General features: G+C 59.0%; 13 protein-coding genes. 12 read left to right on the plus strand and 1 reads right to left on the minus strand.

Annotated features, from left to right (window positions below; genetic code table 11):
- Nucleotides 1–3 precede the first annotated feature (3 nt).
- Nucleotides 4–2,673, minus strand: a complete 2,670-nt coding sequence (tssH, locus tag C8N45_RS06485) for a type VI secretion system ATPase TssH (protein ID WP_446001686.1) — start codon at nt 2,671–2,673, stop codon at nt 4–6.
- Nucleotides 2,674–2,808: 135 nt separating this feature from the next.
- Here tssH and C8N45_RS06490 point away from each other — a divergent pair, with 135 nt between their 5' ends.
- From C8N45_RS06490 to icmH, 12 genes are all read left to right on the plus strand, one after another.
- Nucleotides 2,809–4,887, plus strand: coding sequence for a serine/threonine protein kinase (locus tag C8N45_RS06490; protein ID WP_108385414.1), 2,079 nt, complete (start codon nt 2,809–2,811; stop codon nt 4,885–4,887).
- A 75-nt stretch (nt 4,888–4,962) separates the two neighbouring features.
- Nucleotides 4,963–6,075, plus strand: a complete 1,113-nt coding sequence (gene tssA / locus C8N45_RS06495) for a type VI secretion system protein TssA (protein WP_108385415.1) — start codon at nt 4,963–4,965, stop codon at nt 6,073–6,075.
- Between the two features lie 24 nt (nt 6,076–6,099).
- Nucleotides 6,100–6,642, plus strand: a complete 543-nt coding sequence (tssB, locus tag C8N45_RS06500) for a type VI secretion system contractile sheath small subunit (RefSeq protein ID WP_108385416.1) — start codon at nt 6,100–6,102, stop codon at nt 6,640–6,642.
- On the plus strand, nt 6,642–8,147 hold the full coding sequence (gene tssC / locus C8N45_RS06505) for a type VI secretion system contractile sheath large subunit (protein WP_108385417.1): 1,506 nt from the start codon (nt 6,642–6,644) through the stop codon (nt 8,145–8,147). The genes tssB and tssC overlap by 1 nt, the downstream gene beginning before the upstream one ends.
- A 45-nt stretch (nt 8,148–8,192) precedes the next feature.
- Nucleotides 8,193–8,678, plus strand: coding sequence for an Hcp family type VI secretion system effector (locus C8N45_RS06510; RefSeq protein WP_108385418.1), 486 nt, complete (start codon nt 8,193–8,195; stop codon nt 8,676–8,678).
- 12 nt (nt 8,679–8,690) lie between these two features.
- On the plus strand, nt 8,691–9,419 hold the full coding sequence (gene tssE / locus C8N45_RS06515; protein WP_108385419.1) for a type VI secretion system baseplate subunit TssE: 729 nt from the start codon (nt 8,691–8,693) through the stop codon (nt 9,417–9,419).
- Complete coding sequence (gene tssF, locus C8N45_RS06520; protein WP_108385420.1) at nt 9,419–11,287, plus strand: type VI secretion system baseplate subunit TssF; 1,869 nt, start codon at nt 9,419–9,421, stop codon at nt 11,285–11,287. The genes tssE and tssF overlap by 1 nt, the downstream gene beginning before the upstream one ends.
- Nucleotides 11,251–12,282, plus strand: a complete 1,032-nt coding sequence (gene tssG / locus C8N45_RS06525) for a type VI secretion system baseplate subunit TssG (RefSeq protein ID WP_108385755.1) — start codon at nt 11,251–11,253, stop codon at nt 12,280–12,282. Before tssF ends, tssG begins: the two co-directional genes overlap by 37 nt.
- Nucleotides 12,279–13,625 carry a type VI secretion system-associated FHA domain protein TagH gene (gene tagH / locus C8N45_RS06530; protein ID WP_108385421.1) on the plus strand — a complete coding sequence of 449 codons (1,347 nt, stop codon included), beginning with the start codon at nt 12,279–12,281 and terminating at the stop codon, nt 13,623–13,625. Before tssG ends, tagH begins: the two co-directional genes overlap by 4 nt.
- A complete protein-coding gene (tssJ, locus tag C8N45_RS06535) occupies nt 13,622–14,074 on the plus strand; it encodes a type VI secretion system lipoprotein TssJ (RefSeq protein WP_108385422.1) in 453 nt (150 codons plus the stop codon). The genes tagH and tssJ overlap by 4 nt, the downstream gene beginning before the upstream one ends.
- Before the next feature lie 15 nt (nt 14,075–14,089).
- Complete coding sequence (tssK, locus tag C8N45_RS06540) at nt 14,090–15,424, plus strand: type VI secretion system baseplate subunit TssK (protein ID WP_108385423.1); 1,335 nt, start codon at nt 14,090–14,092, stop codon at nt 15,422–15,424.
- Nucleotides 15,421–16,764 carry a type IVB secretion system protein IcmH/DotU gene (gene icmH / locus C8N45_RS06545; protein WP_108385424.1) on the plus strand — a complete coding sequence of 448 codons (1,344 nt, stop codon included), beginning with the start codon at nt 15,421–15,423 and terminating at the stop codon, nt 16,762–16,764. Before tssK ends, icmH begins: the two co-directional genes overlap by 4 nt.
- The last annotated feature ends 2 nt before the right edge of the window (nt 16,765–16,766 follow it).

The raw sequence follows: 16,766 nt of genomic DNA on the forward strand, positions 1-16,766 counted from the left end.
CCCCTAGCTGAAGTGGTAATGAAAGCCATCATTGTCGCCGGTGACTTCGACCTTGGTCAAAACCGTGCCATCCAGCGTGCGATCCAGTAATTGCCTGCTGAGTTCGGGCAAAAGTGTGTTGGTCAGGATCGCGTCGATCATGCGGCCCCCGCTTTCGATCTCGGTGCAGCGCGCCTTGATCAAGTCAAGCGTGCCATCACCGATCACCAGCGCGGCGTCATGCTGTTTTTCCAGCCGCTTGGCGATGGATTTCAGCTTGTGGCCCGCGATCACCTCGATCATTTCGTCCGATAGCGGATAATAGGGGATCGTGACCAGACGCCCCAACAGCGCGGGCGGAAAGACGTTCAGCAAGGGCGGGCGCAGCGCCTCGTTCAACGCATCAAGGTCTGCCTTGTGCTTGCCCCCGTCGGTCATCTGCATGATTTCGTCCGAGCCCACGTTCGACGTCAGCAAGATCAGCGTGTTCTTGAAGTCGATCCGCCGCCCTTCGCTGTCGTCCATCATGCCTTTATCAAAGACCTGAAAGAATATCTCGTGCACGTCGGGGTGCGCTTTTTCGACTTCGTCGAGCAGGACCACAGAATAGGGTCTGCGGCGGACGGCCTCGGTCAGGACACCCCCCTTGCCATAACCGACATAGCCCGGTGGCGCACCTTTGAGGGTCGAGACGGTGTGCGCTTCCTGATATTCGCTCATATTGATCGAAATAAGGTTCTGTTCGCCACCATAAAGCATATCAGCCAATGCCAGCGCCGTTTCGGTTTTGCCCACACCGGACGGACCGCACAGCATGAAAACACCCATGGGTTTTTCGGGTGCCGATAGGCCCGCATAAGACGTCTGGATGCGTGCGGCGATCATTTCGGCGGCGTGGTCCTGACCTGTCACGCGGCTGCGGATGGTGTCGACCAGTTGCAGGGCACGTTCTGCTTGGCTGGCCATCATCCGACCCGCTGGAATACCTGTCCAATCCTGAATGACGGATGTCACAGCCGCCATATCAACCGACGGCAGGATCAAAGGGTTTTCGCCTTGCGCCGCAGTCAGTTCGGCCATCTTGGCGCGCAGGGCATCCATGGTTTCGGCCTTGCTGACCGGATCGGCGGGTTCCTCGGCGTCGTCCTCACCTTCCAATGGCGCGCCCGTTTCGCGCAATTGCGCGCGCAGGTCGATGATTTCCGCGACAAGCGCCTTTTCTGCATCCCAGCGGGCGTTTTCCCTGTCCAGTTCGGCCCGTGTTTCCGCCAAAGCAGCCGTCACACCTTCCATCCGCTCTGTCGTGTCAATGCCGATACCGGCCTCGCGGTCCGCGATCACCTGCTCAAGCTCAAGTGCGGTGATGCGGCGCTGCAAATCCTCGACAGCGCCGGGGGTTGCATGTTGGGAAATGGCAACGCGCGCGCAAGCCGTATCCAGCAGGCTGATCGCCTTGTCGGGCAGTTGCCGCGACGGGATATAGCGATGCGACAACTCAACGGATGCGGCAATTGCCTCGTCCAGAATTTCGACCTGATGGTGCTTTTCCAGCACGCCAGCGATGCCGCGGCACATGCGGGTGGCACTTTCGACGCTGGGCTCCTCGACCTTGACCACCTGAAAGCGGCGGGTGAGGGCCGGGTCTTTTTCGATATGTTGTTTATATTCATCCCATGTCGTCGCCGCGACGACACGCAATTCGCCACGCGCAAGGGCGGGTTTGAGGATATTGGCCGCATCGCCGGTGCCCGCACTGCCGCCCGCCCCAATCAGGGTGTGCGCCTCGTCCACGAACAGGATTATCGGGGTGGGCGAGCTTTGGACCTCGTCAATGACCGACTTCAGGCGCTTTTCAAACTCGCCTTTCATCGACGCGCCCGCCTGCATCAGGGTCACGTCCAGCATCCACAGGGCAACGCCCGCAAGTTGCGGGGGCACATCGCCGCGTTCCAGACGCAGGGCGAACCCTTCGACAACGGCGGTTTTACCAACCCCTGCTTCACCGGTCAGGATGGGATTGTTCTGGCGGCGGCGCATCAGGATATCGACGATCTGGCGAATTTCTGGGTCCCGCCCGATCACCGGGTCTATTTTGCCTGCTTTGGCCTCTGCCGTCAGATCGGTGGCGTAAAGTTCAAGCGCGGACTGGCCGCCGGGGGCAGCTTTCTTTTCGGATGGGGCGGTCGTCTGGCCTTCGACAGAGTCTGCCAGAAGATCGTCCAACTGTTCGGCCATGGCGGGGCCGTCAAGCTTGTCGAACTCCAGCGAAATCCGATACAAAAGTGACTCCAAAACACCCGTTTTGAGCATCGCCAACAGCAGATAGGCAGAGCGGACAGTTTCGTCGCCATAATCCAGCTGACCCATGTTCCAAGCGTCGCGGATAGCATGAAACAGATGATCGGAAAACTCCTCTACCGAACTTGCGCCGCGCGGGAGCGCGTCCAATGCGCGGGTGATGTCGGCGTCCAGTTTGCCGCGGTCAACGTCGGCGGCCTGCAATAGAATATCAAAATCAGATCGTTCGGTCCCGGCCAGAGCCTGCACGAAATGGACCAGCTCGACATAGGGGTTTCCGCGTGATTTCGCGGCACTTGCACTTGCTGAAAATGCTTTTAAGCACAATGGGTTAAGTTTTCCGACAAGTTCTTTGCGCTTGACGGTTTCGCTTGTTCCGCTTTGGGCCAATTTCAACGCCCTCCATAACAAATAAAATATCAAAAGCTGGGCGCAGGCAAAAAATACTCGTGCCCTTGAGGAAGTTAGCCTATCCTCGTTTCAAACGAAAAGCTATTTTTTTGATCTGCGCTGATTGATGGAACGCACACGATGACTAGCCCGTTACCCGGCGATATTTTCGAAGTCGGTCAGGTGTTGAACAATACCTACGAGATTGACAAGATTCTGGGGCGTGGCGGCACGGGCGAAGTTTATCGCGCCCGCAACAAGATTACCGGCAGGTTGGTTGCGGTCAAGGCGCTGAACCGCCAGTTTTCTGGCAACGCCGACTACATCGAACTGATGAAGCGCGAAGAGGAGATGCGCGCGATCCAGCATCCCGCCGTGGTCCGCTACACTGAATGCTCCATGTCAGACGGCGACCATGTGTTTCTGGTCATGGACTACGTTGAAGGGCCGCCCCTGTCAGACGTGATGGCCCGCCGCCGCATGGATCCGCGCGAACTGCTGATCATCGCGCATCGCGTGGCCGAAGGGTTGGTCGCCACACACGCCCAAGGCATCATTCACCGCGACCTGTCCCCTGACAACATCATCCTGCGCGATGGCGACCCTGCCGAGGCGACAATCATCGACTTTGGCATCGCCAAGGATACTGCAACCGGCGCCCGCACAATTGTCGGGTCGGATTTTGCGGGCAAGTATGAATATTCCGCCCCCGAACAGTTGGATGGGCAAGTCGACGAAAAGTCCGACCTCTACGCCCTTGGTGCCACGCTTTTGGCGGCGTGGCGCGGCGAAACGCCGTTTCTGGGGGCCACACCGGGAGAGATTATTCGGCGCAAACAGTCCCCGCTGGACACAGACGGCGTGCCCGCACCGCTGAAAGACATCATCGACAGGCTTACTGCGCCGGACGCTGCGGTGCGCCCCGCGAACGCAAAGGCACTTGCGGGCGAGTTGGACAGAATCCTGCGACCTTCGGAAAAGCAGGAAAAAGCATCCAAGCCCAAGAGACGGCTGGTTCCTGCACTTTTTGGGTTGGTCGTTCTGGCCGGAGCCGCAGGATGGTTTGGCGGATTTTTTGACCGTTTCATGACGCCGCCATTGCCCGTCGCTGCGCCCTATCAGCTTGACCTGAGCTTTGCACAGGATGGGCCGCCCACCCTGACCGCACACGCCCCCAATGAAGTTATCGCCAGCCAGTTTCGAGACGCGGTTTCCGCGTCATTGGGCGCGCCGCCAACCGGCGACATCACCCTTGCCACCGGCCAACCGTCCGACGCATGGCCAACAAACGTCGCCACACTCATTGGCCTTGCCGCCCGCTTGAAAACCGGCAGTGTTGCGATCGCCGATCAGTCAGCACAAGTGGGCGGCCTCGCCGTTGATGTGCCGACCAAAACCGCCGTAATTGCCGACCTGACTGCCTTTGCCACGCAAGCCGGATGGCGGGTTACAAGTGATATTGCTGCGGGGCCGCTCCGATTGTCAGAGAAAACGCTACTTGCGGCGCTGGACACAACAACGGGGTGCGGCCCTCTGTCTGTCAGTGGCGCAACTGACGGAAATTTTGCCGTGTCGGACCCTATTACCATTGCGGGCAACCTTGCAGATGCCGCCAGCAACGACGTGATCCGCACCGCCTTGCAGCCTTTCGTAGGCGAACGGCCAATCACGCTGAACACGCAACTGCTTAACCCCGAACTTTGCATGATCAGACAGGCGCTTGTGCAGGCGCCGACGAATATCGTCAGCCTGTCTGTCGCTGATGGCGAAACGGGCGAACGGCGCCTGTCAGGTGTTTTTACGACGGATGAAAACCCCGTTGTCGATGTCATGATCCCCGCACAGTTCGGGCAAGCCGCCCTGTGGGTCATGGCCGTCAGCGCCGACGGGTCGGTCTTTCATGTAATCCCCAACGCCAAGAACGGGCAAACGCGGATTGACCAGCTTGCCCCGGCTGAAAACGGGCTGCACCGCATTCGGGTCTTGCACGATATTGACGACTTTATCGCCAACCCCGATCTGCTGGCGGTACGGATCAAGAATGGCGATTACGGGAAAAGCGAAGTGATCGCGATCCTGTCCACCGAACCACTGTGGGATGGGCGGAGGCCAACACAGGAAAGCGTCGCATCAACCGCGCAGGCACTTGAACAAACACTTGCGAACCATCCAGAGCGGCTACTGGGTGTTGCCTCATTCATCATTGACGCCCGCCCATAATGAGAAAAATTTGTCCGAATCACCTTCATCTGTAACAGTCGCTTAACCATCAATTTTTTGGGGAAATTATTACGCATGGATCTCTCACCTTTTCTGCAAGAGATCGAGCCGGCCGCACCTTCAGGCAGCGACCTGCGCAATGAGCCCGCATTTCACGCCATCGAGCGCATGCAACAACCTGCGGCGCGCAATGTCCGGATCGACCGTGATGGCGGCCCGCCGTCTGACGCCGATGTGGATTGGGCCGAGCTTTTTGAAGCTGCCACCGAACTTGCCGGTAAGGGACGTGACCTGCGCCTTTTGGTGATCGTTGTGCGCGCGATGACAAATCAGGACGGCTTGGCCGGGTTGGCTACGGGGCTGGATTTTCTGACCCAAAGCCTGACGGATTTCTGGGATAGCCTGCATCCGGAATTGCGCGAACGTGACGATCCCAAAGATGCGGCCTTGCGCCGGATCAATGCGCTCAAGCAGTTGGAAAATGATGATAACGGCTTGCTGGGCGATCTGGAGATGAACGCAATTATGCGTTTACCCGGTCTTGGTATCATCACAGGGCAAAACCTGTGCGATGCGTCCCGCTCGGATTTTGAGGCCGCGAATGAGGCGCCCTCTGGCCTGAGTGACGCCGAAATGGCCAATATGCGTGCCGCGCACGAGGCCAATCAAAACAGGGTGACGGCCGCGTGTCGCGCAATGGCGACAGAAGACCCCGACACTGCGGCCGCGCTTCAAGCCGATGTTGCTGCCGCAAGTGCCGCGCTGAACAAGCTGCAATCCTCTTTTTCCACGCTGGCCGGGTTGGGCAATGGCACCGGCATCACCTTTCCCGAACTTACCCAGTTTCTGGATCGGGCGACGGCGATGATGGAACAAGGAATGGTGAAAATGGATGAAAACCTGACTTCACAAGCACCACCTGACCAACCTAACGTTACGACAACTTCTGCGCCAGCGCCCTCCAGCGCCCCCGGAACGGTGCAGTCCCGACATGACGTTGAACATTATCTGGCGGAGATCATCTCATTTTACGAACGCACTGAACCATCAAGTCCACTGCCGCATCTGGCCCGCCGTATGCAGCGCATGGTGCATATGGATTTCATGGAATTGATGAACGAGATCGCCCCCAGTGGCATCAAGGAATTTCGCAACGTCGCTGGCGTTGCCGAAGAGAAGCGAAAGTAATTTTTAAGCAAGAAAGGTCTGACAATGGCAGACAGCAAACAAAAGGTTATTGAACGTAATCGCGCCCCGCGGGTGCAAATCGCCTACGACGTGGAACATTACGGCAGTCCGACCACGATCGAATTGCCCTTTGTGATGGGTGTCATGGCGGACCTTGCGGGCGCATCTGAAACGGCCGAGGCACAAAAGCCACTGGGCGAGCGCAAGTTTGTCGAAACCGATGCAGGCCGCTTTCCCAAATTCATGGAAGCCATCTCTCCCCGCGTCAAAGCCCGCGTGCCCAACACCCTGCCGTCTGCGGAAGGCGAAGAGAAGGACGAAGAACTGTTCGTCGATCTCAGCTTCAAATCCATGTCGGATTTCACCCCTGACAAGGTCGCCGCACAGGTGCCCGCGCTGAATGAATTGCTGGGGATGCGCCAGCAACTGGAAGAATTGCTGAGCTACATGGATGGTAAGGTCGATGCTGAAAAGCGCATCGCGCAGCTTTTGTCGAACGAACCACTGCTGGCACAGGCCGCCGAGGCCGCAATGGCCGCCAACAAAGAAGAAGGGGAGGGCGCATAATGGCCGATACTGAAGCCCAGGAAGCCGGTAAAGAAACCGAAACGCTTGATCTTGGCGAATTCTCGTCGCTTCTTGAAAAGGACTTCCGCGTCAAGGAAGCCGAAACCGACAAGTTACAGGCATTGGTGCAGAACCTTGCTGTGGCCGCCAAGGAAAAATCCGGCTCTGCCACGATTTCCGGCAACGCGGTCAAGTCGATCAAATCCCTGATTGCGGGCATCGATTCCATCCTGACCGAACAGGTCAATGAAATCATTCATGCCCCCGAGGTCCGCGAAATGGAAGGCACATGGCGCGGCCTGCATTATCTGATCAACAACACAGAGACCGACCAGAAACTGAAAATCCGTGTCATCAACGTGTCCAAGGACGAGTTGGCCGACCACCTGGAGGATTTTGAAGGTCAGATGTGGGATCAGGCCGACATGTTCAAAAAGGTCTACAGCGACGAATATTCCATGTTTGGCGGTGAACCTTTTGGCTGCATCGTTGGTGCCTACGAGTTTTCGCACAAACCCAAGGACGTGGCGATGCTGCGCAACCTGTCGGGCATTTGTGCGTCTGCTCATGCACCATTCATTGCGGCCGCAGCCCCGCAACTCTTCCGTATGGATAGCTGGCAGGAATTGCCCAACCCGCAAGACCTTGAACAGATCGTATCGTCACCCGACTACGCAAGCTGGCAATCGCTGCGCGAAAGCGAAGATGCCCGTTATATCGGTCTGACCATGCCCCGCGTTCTGGGCCGCTTGCCTTACGGTGCTGAAACAGTGCCGGTAAAGGGATTTGATTTCGAGGAAAAGATCGACGCAAAGCATGACAATTACGTCTGGATGAACGCCGCCTTTGCGATGGGCGTGAATATCAACCGCAGCCACAAACTTTATGGTTGGGGCACACAAATTCGTGGCGTAGAATCCGGCGGCACAGTCATGAACCTGCCGGTGCATACATTCCCCACCGACGATGGATCGGTGGCCATGAAATGCCCGACAGAGATTGCCATTGATGACCGTCGCGAGGCCGAATTGGCCAAGTTGGGCATGATGCCGATCCTGCACCGCAAGAACACAGATACCGCCGCATTCATCGGCGCGCACAGCCTGCAAGACGACGAAACCCGCGCCGGTCGTCTGGTGGACCCCGACGCGCAGGCGAATGAACGACTGTCGGCCAACCTGCCCTATCTGTTCCCCGTCAGCCGCTTTGCGCATTACCTCAAGGCGATCGCACGCGACAAGGTGGGCACGTTCAAGGAAAAGGCCGACATGCAGGTCTGGCTGTCGGAATGGATCAACCGCTATGTACTGGCAAACACGGCCATGGCGGATGACAAAGCCAAAGCCAAACGTCCCTTGGCAGCGGCAGAAGTACAGGTCGATAGTGTCGAAGGTCGCCCCGGCTATTACAACGCGCGCTTTTTCCTGCGCCCGCACTACCAGCTTGAAGGGATCAACGCATCATTGCGTCTGGTTTCGGAATTACCATCGGTCAAGGGCTCCTGAACAGGGGCCCTCGCCAACACATTTTGACAATAAAGGATAAGAGACATGCTGACCGGATATTTGAAAATCGGAGATATCGCTGGTGAATCCCAACGTGCCGAGCACGAAGATGAAATCGACATCCACGATATCAAGTGGAACATTGAACAAGGGTCCGCAGCCCAGGTCGGCAGGGGCCGGTCACGCTCTCGGGCGCAAGTCGATGCGATTTTTCTGCGCAAGTTTACCGATGCGGCGTCTGCCTATCTTGCGCTGGCCTGTATGCAGGGGAAATCCTTCCCCGACATGGTGCTGTCAGTCCGCAAGGACAGTGGCGATGCGCATCTGGATTACCTCATCATCACAATGGAAAATGTCACGATTTCCAAATTCGAGGTTCTGGGAACAGGCGACGGTGAAGGCGGCCAGATGATCGAAGAGGTTCTGGGGCTGGTGTTCGAGAACGTCACCTACAAATACACTGTTCAGGCGGACGACCACTCTGCCGGTGACGAGCACGAGATCACCTACGATATCGCTGCCGGGGTCTAAGAGGCCAGTGCGATGAGTCAATTCTCGGGACCGGGCACCGTAAGACAGGCCCGGAGTGAGGCGATCCAGCCCTCGCTCTGGGACCGGTTGATAAATGACATGCCCGGTCTCGAGGCCGAAATCGACAGCCTGCGCCGTGAGCTGATCAAGGTGCTGGGGTCGCACGAAAAGCTGGACAGCCTTGTCGCTGACGGCACCCGCGCGGTCGAAGCTGACCCGTCACTGACCGACGACACCAAGCGGCAGATTTATCTGCTGACAACGAATTTGCGCCGCCACCATGCCTTGCAGGAAAGCGGCATCATGGTCACGCGCGATGTCCTGCGCGAGGCCGTCCGCCGCGACATCGAAACCCTTTTCAATATTGAACGAATGGCCGCCGATACCATGATGACAGATCACGAGGCCGCGACCACGGAAACGCCCGAGGAACTGCTCGCTGATTTTCCGCACGTCCGCCGCAGTGTCATCAACTATGGTGTTCCGTCCTTTTCCGGTCGCAGCGGCTCTGATTTTGACAAGAACGAACTGGCCCGCGACCTGAAACAGGTTTTGACAGTGTTCGAGCCGCGCCTGAAGCCCAACACGATCAAGGTGGGGATCGACCTGAGCGACAAGACCGGCATGAAAATCACGGTTGATGCGGTTCTGATGCTGTCACCGACCCCAGAACGTCTGAAACTGTCCACGACCATTGATCTGGACAATGGGGTCGCTGCCACCATGTTCGAGGATGATTGATGGACCGGACTTTCCTCAATTATTTCGAAGATGAACTGGAACATGTCCGCGACATGGCCACCGAGTTTGCCGCGCTGCATCCCAATGTGGCGCGTAACCTGTCGCTGGACTCTGTCCCCTGTCCTGACCCTTATGTTGAGCGCTTGCTCGAAGGCGTCGCCTATCTGGCCGCCCGCACCCGCCTGAAAGTTGATGCCGAAAGCAGCCGCCATGTGCATAACCTGCTGGACGGGCTGTACCCTGATCTGGTGGCACCCGCCCCTGCCATGTCACTGGTGCAGCTTACCCCCGGCGATCAGGTCGAAGGGATGGTCACAGGCTACAACGTGGGACGCGGCACCCGCATGATTTCGGGCCTGCGCGATGGTATGACCACCCGCTGCACCTATACCACGGCCCAGGACGTGCACTTATGGCCCATTCAGGTTTCCGACGCTGAATATTTGCAGGATATTGGCGCATTGCGTTCGGCTGGCGTCGATACCTCCCAATTTCAGCGCCCCGCTGCGGGTATTCGCCTGACGCTGAAAAGTGCCAGTACGACCCCGCTGAACACCCTGACGATTGACAGGCTTGATCTTTTCCTCGGCCCCAAGACGCGCGGTGGCCTGCTGTTTGATGCCATCCACGGGCATGGCAAGCATGTTGTGGCGCGCAGTGGCGACGCCCCCTTTGTCCCCATTGATGATGTGTCGATGGTGGGGATTGGCCGCAATGAAACGCTGCTGCCGCAGGTCCGCCCCGCCTTTCAGGGTTATGGATTGCTGCGCGAATATTTCCTGATGCCGGAACGGTTTCACTATGTCCGCCTGCAAGGGCTAAGCAAGGTCGTGCCCACTGCTGGTGACACGGTCGAGGTGGTGATCCTGCTGGACAGGGCACAGCCCGATATCGCAGATGTGACCGGTAATGATATCAGCCTGTTTGTGACTCCGATCGTCAATCTGTTCGAGCGTGAATGCAATATCGTTGAGCTTCACAGTAACCGCGCATCGCATGTGGTGCATCCTGACCGGACCCGACCTCTGGATTACGAGGTCTTTCGCCTGATCCGCGTTGAAGATGTTGAAACCGATGGCCCACAGGCCCGCATCCCCGCCATTTTTGCCGCAGACGGCAGCCATTCGAACCCGCTGTCCTACAGCACCGAACGCCGCAGTCGCCGCCCCGGCGAGGATGAAATCAGGCGCAGCCAGATGCGGACCAGCTATTCCGGCGATGACCTTTATATCTCGCTCAGCTATGACGCGGCCAAAGGCAAACGTACCCCCGTGCGCCGCTTGGATATCCGCGCGCTTTGTACCAACCGCGACCTGCCCATTCTGGATGATACGCCAACGCTGACACTGGATTCAGGGGCACCGGTGAGTGCCATCAGTCTGTTGCAGGCGATCAAACGACCGCGCGGCAGCCTTCAAGCGGTCCTGCCGATGACCGGCAAAAGTGAAGCCCGCCGCGACGAACTGGCATGGCGCTGGATCAGCCAATTGGCACTGAACCATGTGTCCCTTGCCGAAGAGGCCGCCGACGCCACACCACTGCGCGCGATGCTGACGCTTTATGCAGACAGGGGCGACCCGGCGTTGGCCCGCCATGCGCAATCCCTGCAAACCGTCACAGCCGCCCCTGTTACAGAACGCCTGCCGATCACTGGCCCGATATGTTTTGGGCATGGCACACAAATCACGCTGGATATCGACGAATCTGTGCTGGCAGGGCACAGTCGTCTGCTTTTGTCAGGCCTGCTTGCGCAACTGTTCCGCCGTCACGCCACGATCAACGCTGTGGTGCGCACGAAAACCCGTCTCGTTGGATCACAGGAGGAAGTGTTATGGCCGCTCACGCTCGGCAATCGCGCGATGATCTGACCAAACTGGCGACCGAGGCCGGACGCAGTGACTTCTTCCAACTTCTCCGGCGGATCGAGGAAGTGGACGGGCGGCGCTTTGGCCGCGCCGGTGGCCCTGACAAAGAGCCTGCGCGACTTGGGCAGCACATCCGCTTGTCCTTTGCCACATCCGATGTGGCATCCATGGCGGTTGACGATGACAAAACCCGCGTTGATGTGAATGTGCTTGGCTTGCTTGGCCCCGAAGGTCCGATGCCGCTGTATCTGACCCGCTGGGTCATGACCCGCCTGTCAAACCGCTGGTTTGCCGGAAACGCAGGGGGCGTCACTTCTGACACAGCTTTTGTTGATCTGGCCAATACGCTGCAGCACCGGATGATCGCGCTTTACTGGCGGGCATGGGCCGACGCGCGGGCCGAAGTCCACGTTAGCCAGTCCGGTGGCGGGCCGACCATGGCGATCCTGCGCTCGCTGGCTGGTTTGGGGCTGCCCGGCACCGATAACCCCGCCCATGACCCTGCCAAGCTGCGCCATGCGTCTACCCTTGCCCAGCGCGTCAACAGCCCCGAGCGTTTGACCAGCTATCTGTCCGACGTGATCGACGCCCCTGTCCATCTTGAGGAATTCATCGGCCACTGGATCGATATTCCTGCCGCAGCGCAGACCGGCCTTGGCGGTGCCTATGCCACACTGGGCGGCAGCGCGGTTATTGGGCCACGCACCTTCAGCCGCCAGAACAAGGCCGAACTGCGGTTGGGGCCGCTTAGCCTCAGGCAATTCCTTGCCTTTCTGGACGATCCCGAAAAGCGCGCCGCCCTGCGCCATGCCATCCTGTTTGCGGCAGGCCATGACATCGCCTTTGATGTGCGGCTGGTCCTGGCTGCGGCAGACATTACGCCTGCCCGGCTGGGCGATTGCCGCCTTGGCACAACCGCGTGGATGCAGCCCAAACGCGGACGCGACGCAGATGACGTCGTTCTGACCCAATTCACAGGACAAGAGGTGCACGCATGACCCTTGCCACGATTGTTCTGGAACACTCTCCCTATCCGCAACGGCGGATGACACACGCCTTTGCAGGCGGCACATTGGTTATCGGGCGCGGTGATACCGCCGACTGGGAGCTTGATGACCCCGACCAGTTCCTGAGCCGCAAACATTGCATCATTGCCGAACAGGGCGGACAGGTCATCCTGACCGACGCCAGCAGGGCAGGTACATTCGTTGACGGGTCAGAAACCGCCCTTGGCACTGGCGAAAGCGTGACGTTGGAAGATGGAATGCGCCTGAAGATGGGCGATTTCGTCTTTCGGGTCGATATGGTCCAAGCGGCCGCTGCGCCATCGACCAAGCCCGCCACCGAAGGCGCTATCGGCGACAGCGGCTTTGTCTGGGCCCCTGCCGACGCCCCGCGCGAGCCGACCAAGCGCCCCGATACGTTGCCCAAGCCATTTGACCCGTTTGACACCGATGCTCCCGCCCATCAGCCTAAGCAAGAGGAGCGCAAATCGCCTAAGCCCTTTGGCATGGATGATCCGTTCGAGGCGTTCAATGCAAAGCCAGACGTTGACATCACGCCAGAGCCACCATCCGGTGGCGGTGGCTATTTCGGCACCCCGATCAACGCACCCATCAGTGAACCAAAAGAAGAGCGCAAGGAACCGCCAAAGCCTGCCTTTGAAACGGCCGCACCGATCTTTGAAAAGCCTCAGGCAGACCCAGTTGCCGAACCTGTTACCGAGACGCCCCCAACACCACTGCCTGCGGCCAGTGATGCGGCTTTGCGGGCGGCGTTCCTGAACGGTTTGGGGGTTGATCCCGACCGCCATCCGACAACAGACCCTTTGGCCGACATGGAAGCCATGGGCAGACAGTACCGGTTGCTGGTCGAAGGGGTAATGCACCTGCTGCGTGCCCGCGCGTCGGCCAAGCAACAGGTCAGGGTGGCGCAAACGCTGGTCTCCAGCGCCAACATGAACCCGCTCAAATTCATGGCGACAACTGATGACGCCGTTGAAACGCTGATTGGAGAGGACCGGCCCGGTTATCTGTCATCAGACGAAGCCATCACCGGGGCTTACCGCGATCTGATGGACCATCAGATGCGCACATGGTCGGCCCTGCAATCGGCGCTGCGCCGGATGATCGACCAGTTCGACCCCAAGACGATCGAGGCCGAAATCGCCGACAGCGGGATGCTGCAATCGCTGCTGGCAGGCGGCAAAAGCGCCCAACTGTGGCAAGCTTATGAAGAACGATATCGCGATATCGCCAGCGCGGCCGAAGCCCGTTTTCTGGGCGAAGTCGGCGAAAATTTCCGCGATGCATATGAAGGTAGTGAGGAGAACAAGAGATGAGCCTGACACGACGCACAATGATAATCACAGGCGGGAGCGCGCTGACGCTGGCCGCCTGTGGCGGAGAACCGGGACCCGGACGGGTGAACGTGCAAGCGTCGATGGTGGCGGGGGCCAATCCGGCGCCTGACGGGTCTGACAGGCCACTGATCGTCAGCATGTTTCAGCTGCGCGGCACCGATGCATTCAGTGCCGCTGATGTGCTGTCATTGCAGGACCCACAGACTGCCCTTGGCGGCGACCTGATCCGTACAGAACAGATCGTTTTGCCGCCTGCCGGTGCTGCTGCCACGGATTTCCCCATTGAAATGGGGGCTGCGGCGCTTGGTATCGTGGCCGGTTTCCGTGACCCAAGCGGCAAGACCTTTCGCACCACAATTCCTTTGCCAGCCACGGGCGATGTGCCCCTGACAATCACCGTGTCCTCTTCTGGCATCGCCGTTTCCTAAGAAAGTCCGCAATTCATGAGTGATGCAAACAAAGTTGTCTGGTCCGAAGGGCTGTTCCTGCGTCCGCAGCATATGCAGCAGCAGGATCGCCACACCGAAAGCCTCGTGCGAGGGGCGATGCAGGCAGCCCCGCATCAGAATTTCGGGTTCCGTGACCTGACACTTGATGATGCCGCCATTCAGGCGGGGCAGGTCGGGATGACCTATGCCCGTGGCATTTTCCCTGACGGCACCCCTTTTGCGATGCCCGATATGACGACAGGCTTGCAGGCGGTCACAGTGACCGCTGGCACCAAATCGGGACTTGTCAGCTTTGGAGTGCCTGCGCTCAAGCCCGGTACAGCAACGATTGATCCGCAAAGCGGCGGACTAGCGGGGGGGCGTTACCACGGGCAGATCGACACGATCCGCGACACCATCAAGGGCGGCGCGGACGCCGCAGAAATCGAAGTCGCCCGCCTTGCCCCGCGCCTGTTCCTGCCCGGCGAGGCCACAGACGGCTACACCGTTCTGCCTGTCGCCCGTATCAATGGCCTGCTGGCTGACGGCTCTGTTGCGATTGACGCTGACTTCCTTGCCCCTTCGTTGGTCACATCCGCTTGCCCTTGGTACGCAGGTTTCCTGCAAGAGGTGCTGACTGGGCTGGACCGTATCGCGCAGGCCCATGGCGGGATTGTCATGGGGGGCGCAGGGGCATCGGTTGAAAATCTGCTGATCCTTGAGTTGGCCAACACCGCCCGCCCGCGCATCGCGCATATGATGGCGCAAGACCTGTTTCACCCGTCCGAGCTATTCATGGAGCTTGCCGGTCTTGCTGGTCGCATGGCCACCTTTGGCAGTTCATCGCGCAGCATGTCAGAATTGCCGGTTTACGAACATAATGACCCGCAGGCAGGTTTTGCCGCTCTGACTGACACACTGCGGTCGCTCATCCTGTCGCTGCGCCATGTCGAAGTGAAGAACCACCCGCTGAAAGTGGCCCGGCATGACGAAAATGTCTGGACCGTCCGCATCGACAACACCGATATTATCAACAACAGCCGGATTGTGCTGCGTATCGGTGGCGAGATGTCAGAGGCGATGCTGCGCAAGATCTTTGTCGAACAGGCCACTGTGGGGGCCGCGGATGAATTCGATGCGCTCTGGAAATCCAAGCTGACAGGGATTCCGCTCAAGCCGCTCCATTCGCAGCCCCGCGAAATCCCCTATGATGGCGAAAGGCTGTGCCTTGAACTGGACCGTAATTCCGAACATTGGGCCAAGCTGGCCGATGCGCCCGGCTTTGTGATCGGCGTTGCCGGCAAGCTGGACAAGGCCCCGCTGATTGACTGCTACGCGGTGAAACGATGACAAAGGACGACCCCTTCGGTCTGGAAACAGACCCCGAACGGACCCGCATCCGCCCGGCCAAAGCGCGGCCCAAGCCGCCGCCTGAAGTGGCCCATGTGGCGGTGGACGCAAGCGCGCGAATGCGCGCCGGGCAAACCAGCGACAACCCGTTGGTCTCTGCGTTTTCGATCCTGCTGGGGCTGGCCCCGCAGTTGCAATCCGCCCAAGCGGTCGAAAATCCCGAAACCCTGCGCGCACGTTTGCTTGATAACCTCAATTACGCGCGTGACAGCGCAGTGTCGTCGGGTATTCCCTTGTCGCGGGCGGATCAGGCGGCGTGGTTTGTGGCGGCGCTGCTGGATGATATCGTGTTGAATACACCGTGGGGTGGCCATTCATCATGGCCACGCCAGCCACTTGTCGCCACGCTTTATGGTGATGTTGACGCGGGAGAGAGGTTCTTTGCCCGCACCGATGAATTGCTGCGTTACCCTGACCGCGACAAGGATATGCTGGAACTGGTGTTCATCTGCCTGTCGTTCGGCTTTCGGGGTATGCACCGTGTCACTGGCAGCGCTGGCGATGGGGCACTAGCCCAGTTGCGTGGCCAATTGGCCCGCCAATTGCGCGATCCGCAAGCCGACGCCGCGCCCCTGTCACCGAATTGGCAAGGTGTTGCCGCGCCGCAGGAAAAGCAGGCTTTTGCCGTGCCATACTGGGCCATGGGCCTGATCGCCGTGGCCGTCATGTTGATGGTCTATGTGGGCCTGTCGATGCGTTTGTCGGGCAAGTCCGAACAGCTTTATGCACTTGCCGATGTGCTGCCGCCCCCCACAAGGGCCGAGATTTTCCGCCCAGTACGCGATACCGCCCCAGTGGAAGAAATCGAATTACCAACCGTGTCGCTTGACCTGCTGCCGCTCTTTGCAGAGGCCGCCCCGCCCGATGCGCTGGATGCGCTGACCGGACGCGAGGATGTATCGCTGGTGGTCATCGCCATTCAGGCAACCGACCCCGAAGTTTTCAGGTCGGCCAAGGCCGACATCAATGATGAATATCGGGACCTGATCAATGCATTGGCACGGGTCATTTTGGAAAATGGCGACGTCATCGGTGGCGTCAGCGTGGTCGGCCATACAGACAGCATCCCGGTGCAACGCTCCAACCCATTTGCGTCCAACCAGGGGCTGAGCGAGGCACGCGCGAAAGCCGTTGCTGATTTGCTGGTCGCTGCTGGTGTGCCGACGGGTATCGTCACATCATCGGGCAAGGCCGCCGCTGAGCCAATCGCCGACAATGGCACCCGCGAAGGGCGCGCGCGCAATCGCCGGGTTGAATTGATCATTGCCAAGAGAGTCTGACC

This window comes from Yoonia sediminilitoris, from assembly GCF_003058085.1.
Lineage (GTDB): Bacteria > Pseudomonadota > Alphaproteobacteria > Rhodobacterales > Rhodobacteraceae > Yoonia > Yoonia sediminilitoris.

Coding starts and splice junctions, on each gene's coding strand:
- tssA (WP_108385415.1), top strand. CDS start 4,963: ATGGATCTCTCACCTTTTCTGCAAGAGATCGAGCCGGCCGCACCTTCA.
- tssF (WP_108385420.1), top strand. CDS start 9,419: ATGGACCGGACTTTCCTCAATTATTTCGAAGATGAACTGGAACATGTC.
- tssE (WP_108385419.1), top strand. CDS start 8,691: ATGAGTCAATTCTCGGGACCGGGCACCGTAAGACAGGCCCGGAGTGAG.
- C8N45_RS06510 (WP_108385418.1), top strand. CDS start 8,193: ATGCTGACCGGATATTTGAAAATCGGAGATATCGCTGGTGAATCCCAA.
- tssG (WP_108385755.1), top strand. CDS start 11,251: ATGGCCGCTCACGCTCGGCAATCGCGCGATGATCTGACCAAACTGGCG.
- tagH (WP_108385421.1), top strand. CDS start 12,279: ATGACCCTTGCCACGATTGTTCTGGAACACTCTCCCTATCCGCAACGG.
- tssK (WP_108385423.1), top strand. CDS start 14,090: ATGAGTGATGCAAACAAAGTTGTCTGGTCCGAAGGGCTGTTCCTGCGT.
- icmH (WP_108385424.1), top strand. CDS start 15,421: ATGACAAAGGACGACCCCTTCGGTCTGGAAACAGACCCCGAACGGACC.
- tssJ (WP_108385422.1), top strand. CDS start 13,622: ATGAGCCTGACACGACGCACAATGATAATCACAGGCGGGAGCGCGCTG.
- C8N45_RS06490 (WP_108385414.1), top strand. CDS start 2,809: ATGACTAGCCCGTTACCCGGCGATATTTTCGAAGTCGGTCAGGTGTTG.
- tssC (WP_108385417.1), top strand. CDS start 6,642: ATGGCCGATACTGAAGCCCAGGAAGCCGGTAAAGAAACCGAAACGCTT.
- tssB (WP_108385416.1), top strand. CDS start 6,100: ATGGCAGACAGCAAACAAAAGGTTATTGAACGTAATCGCGCCCCGCGG.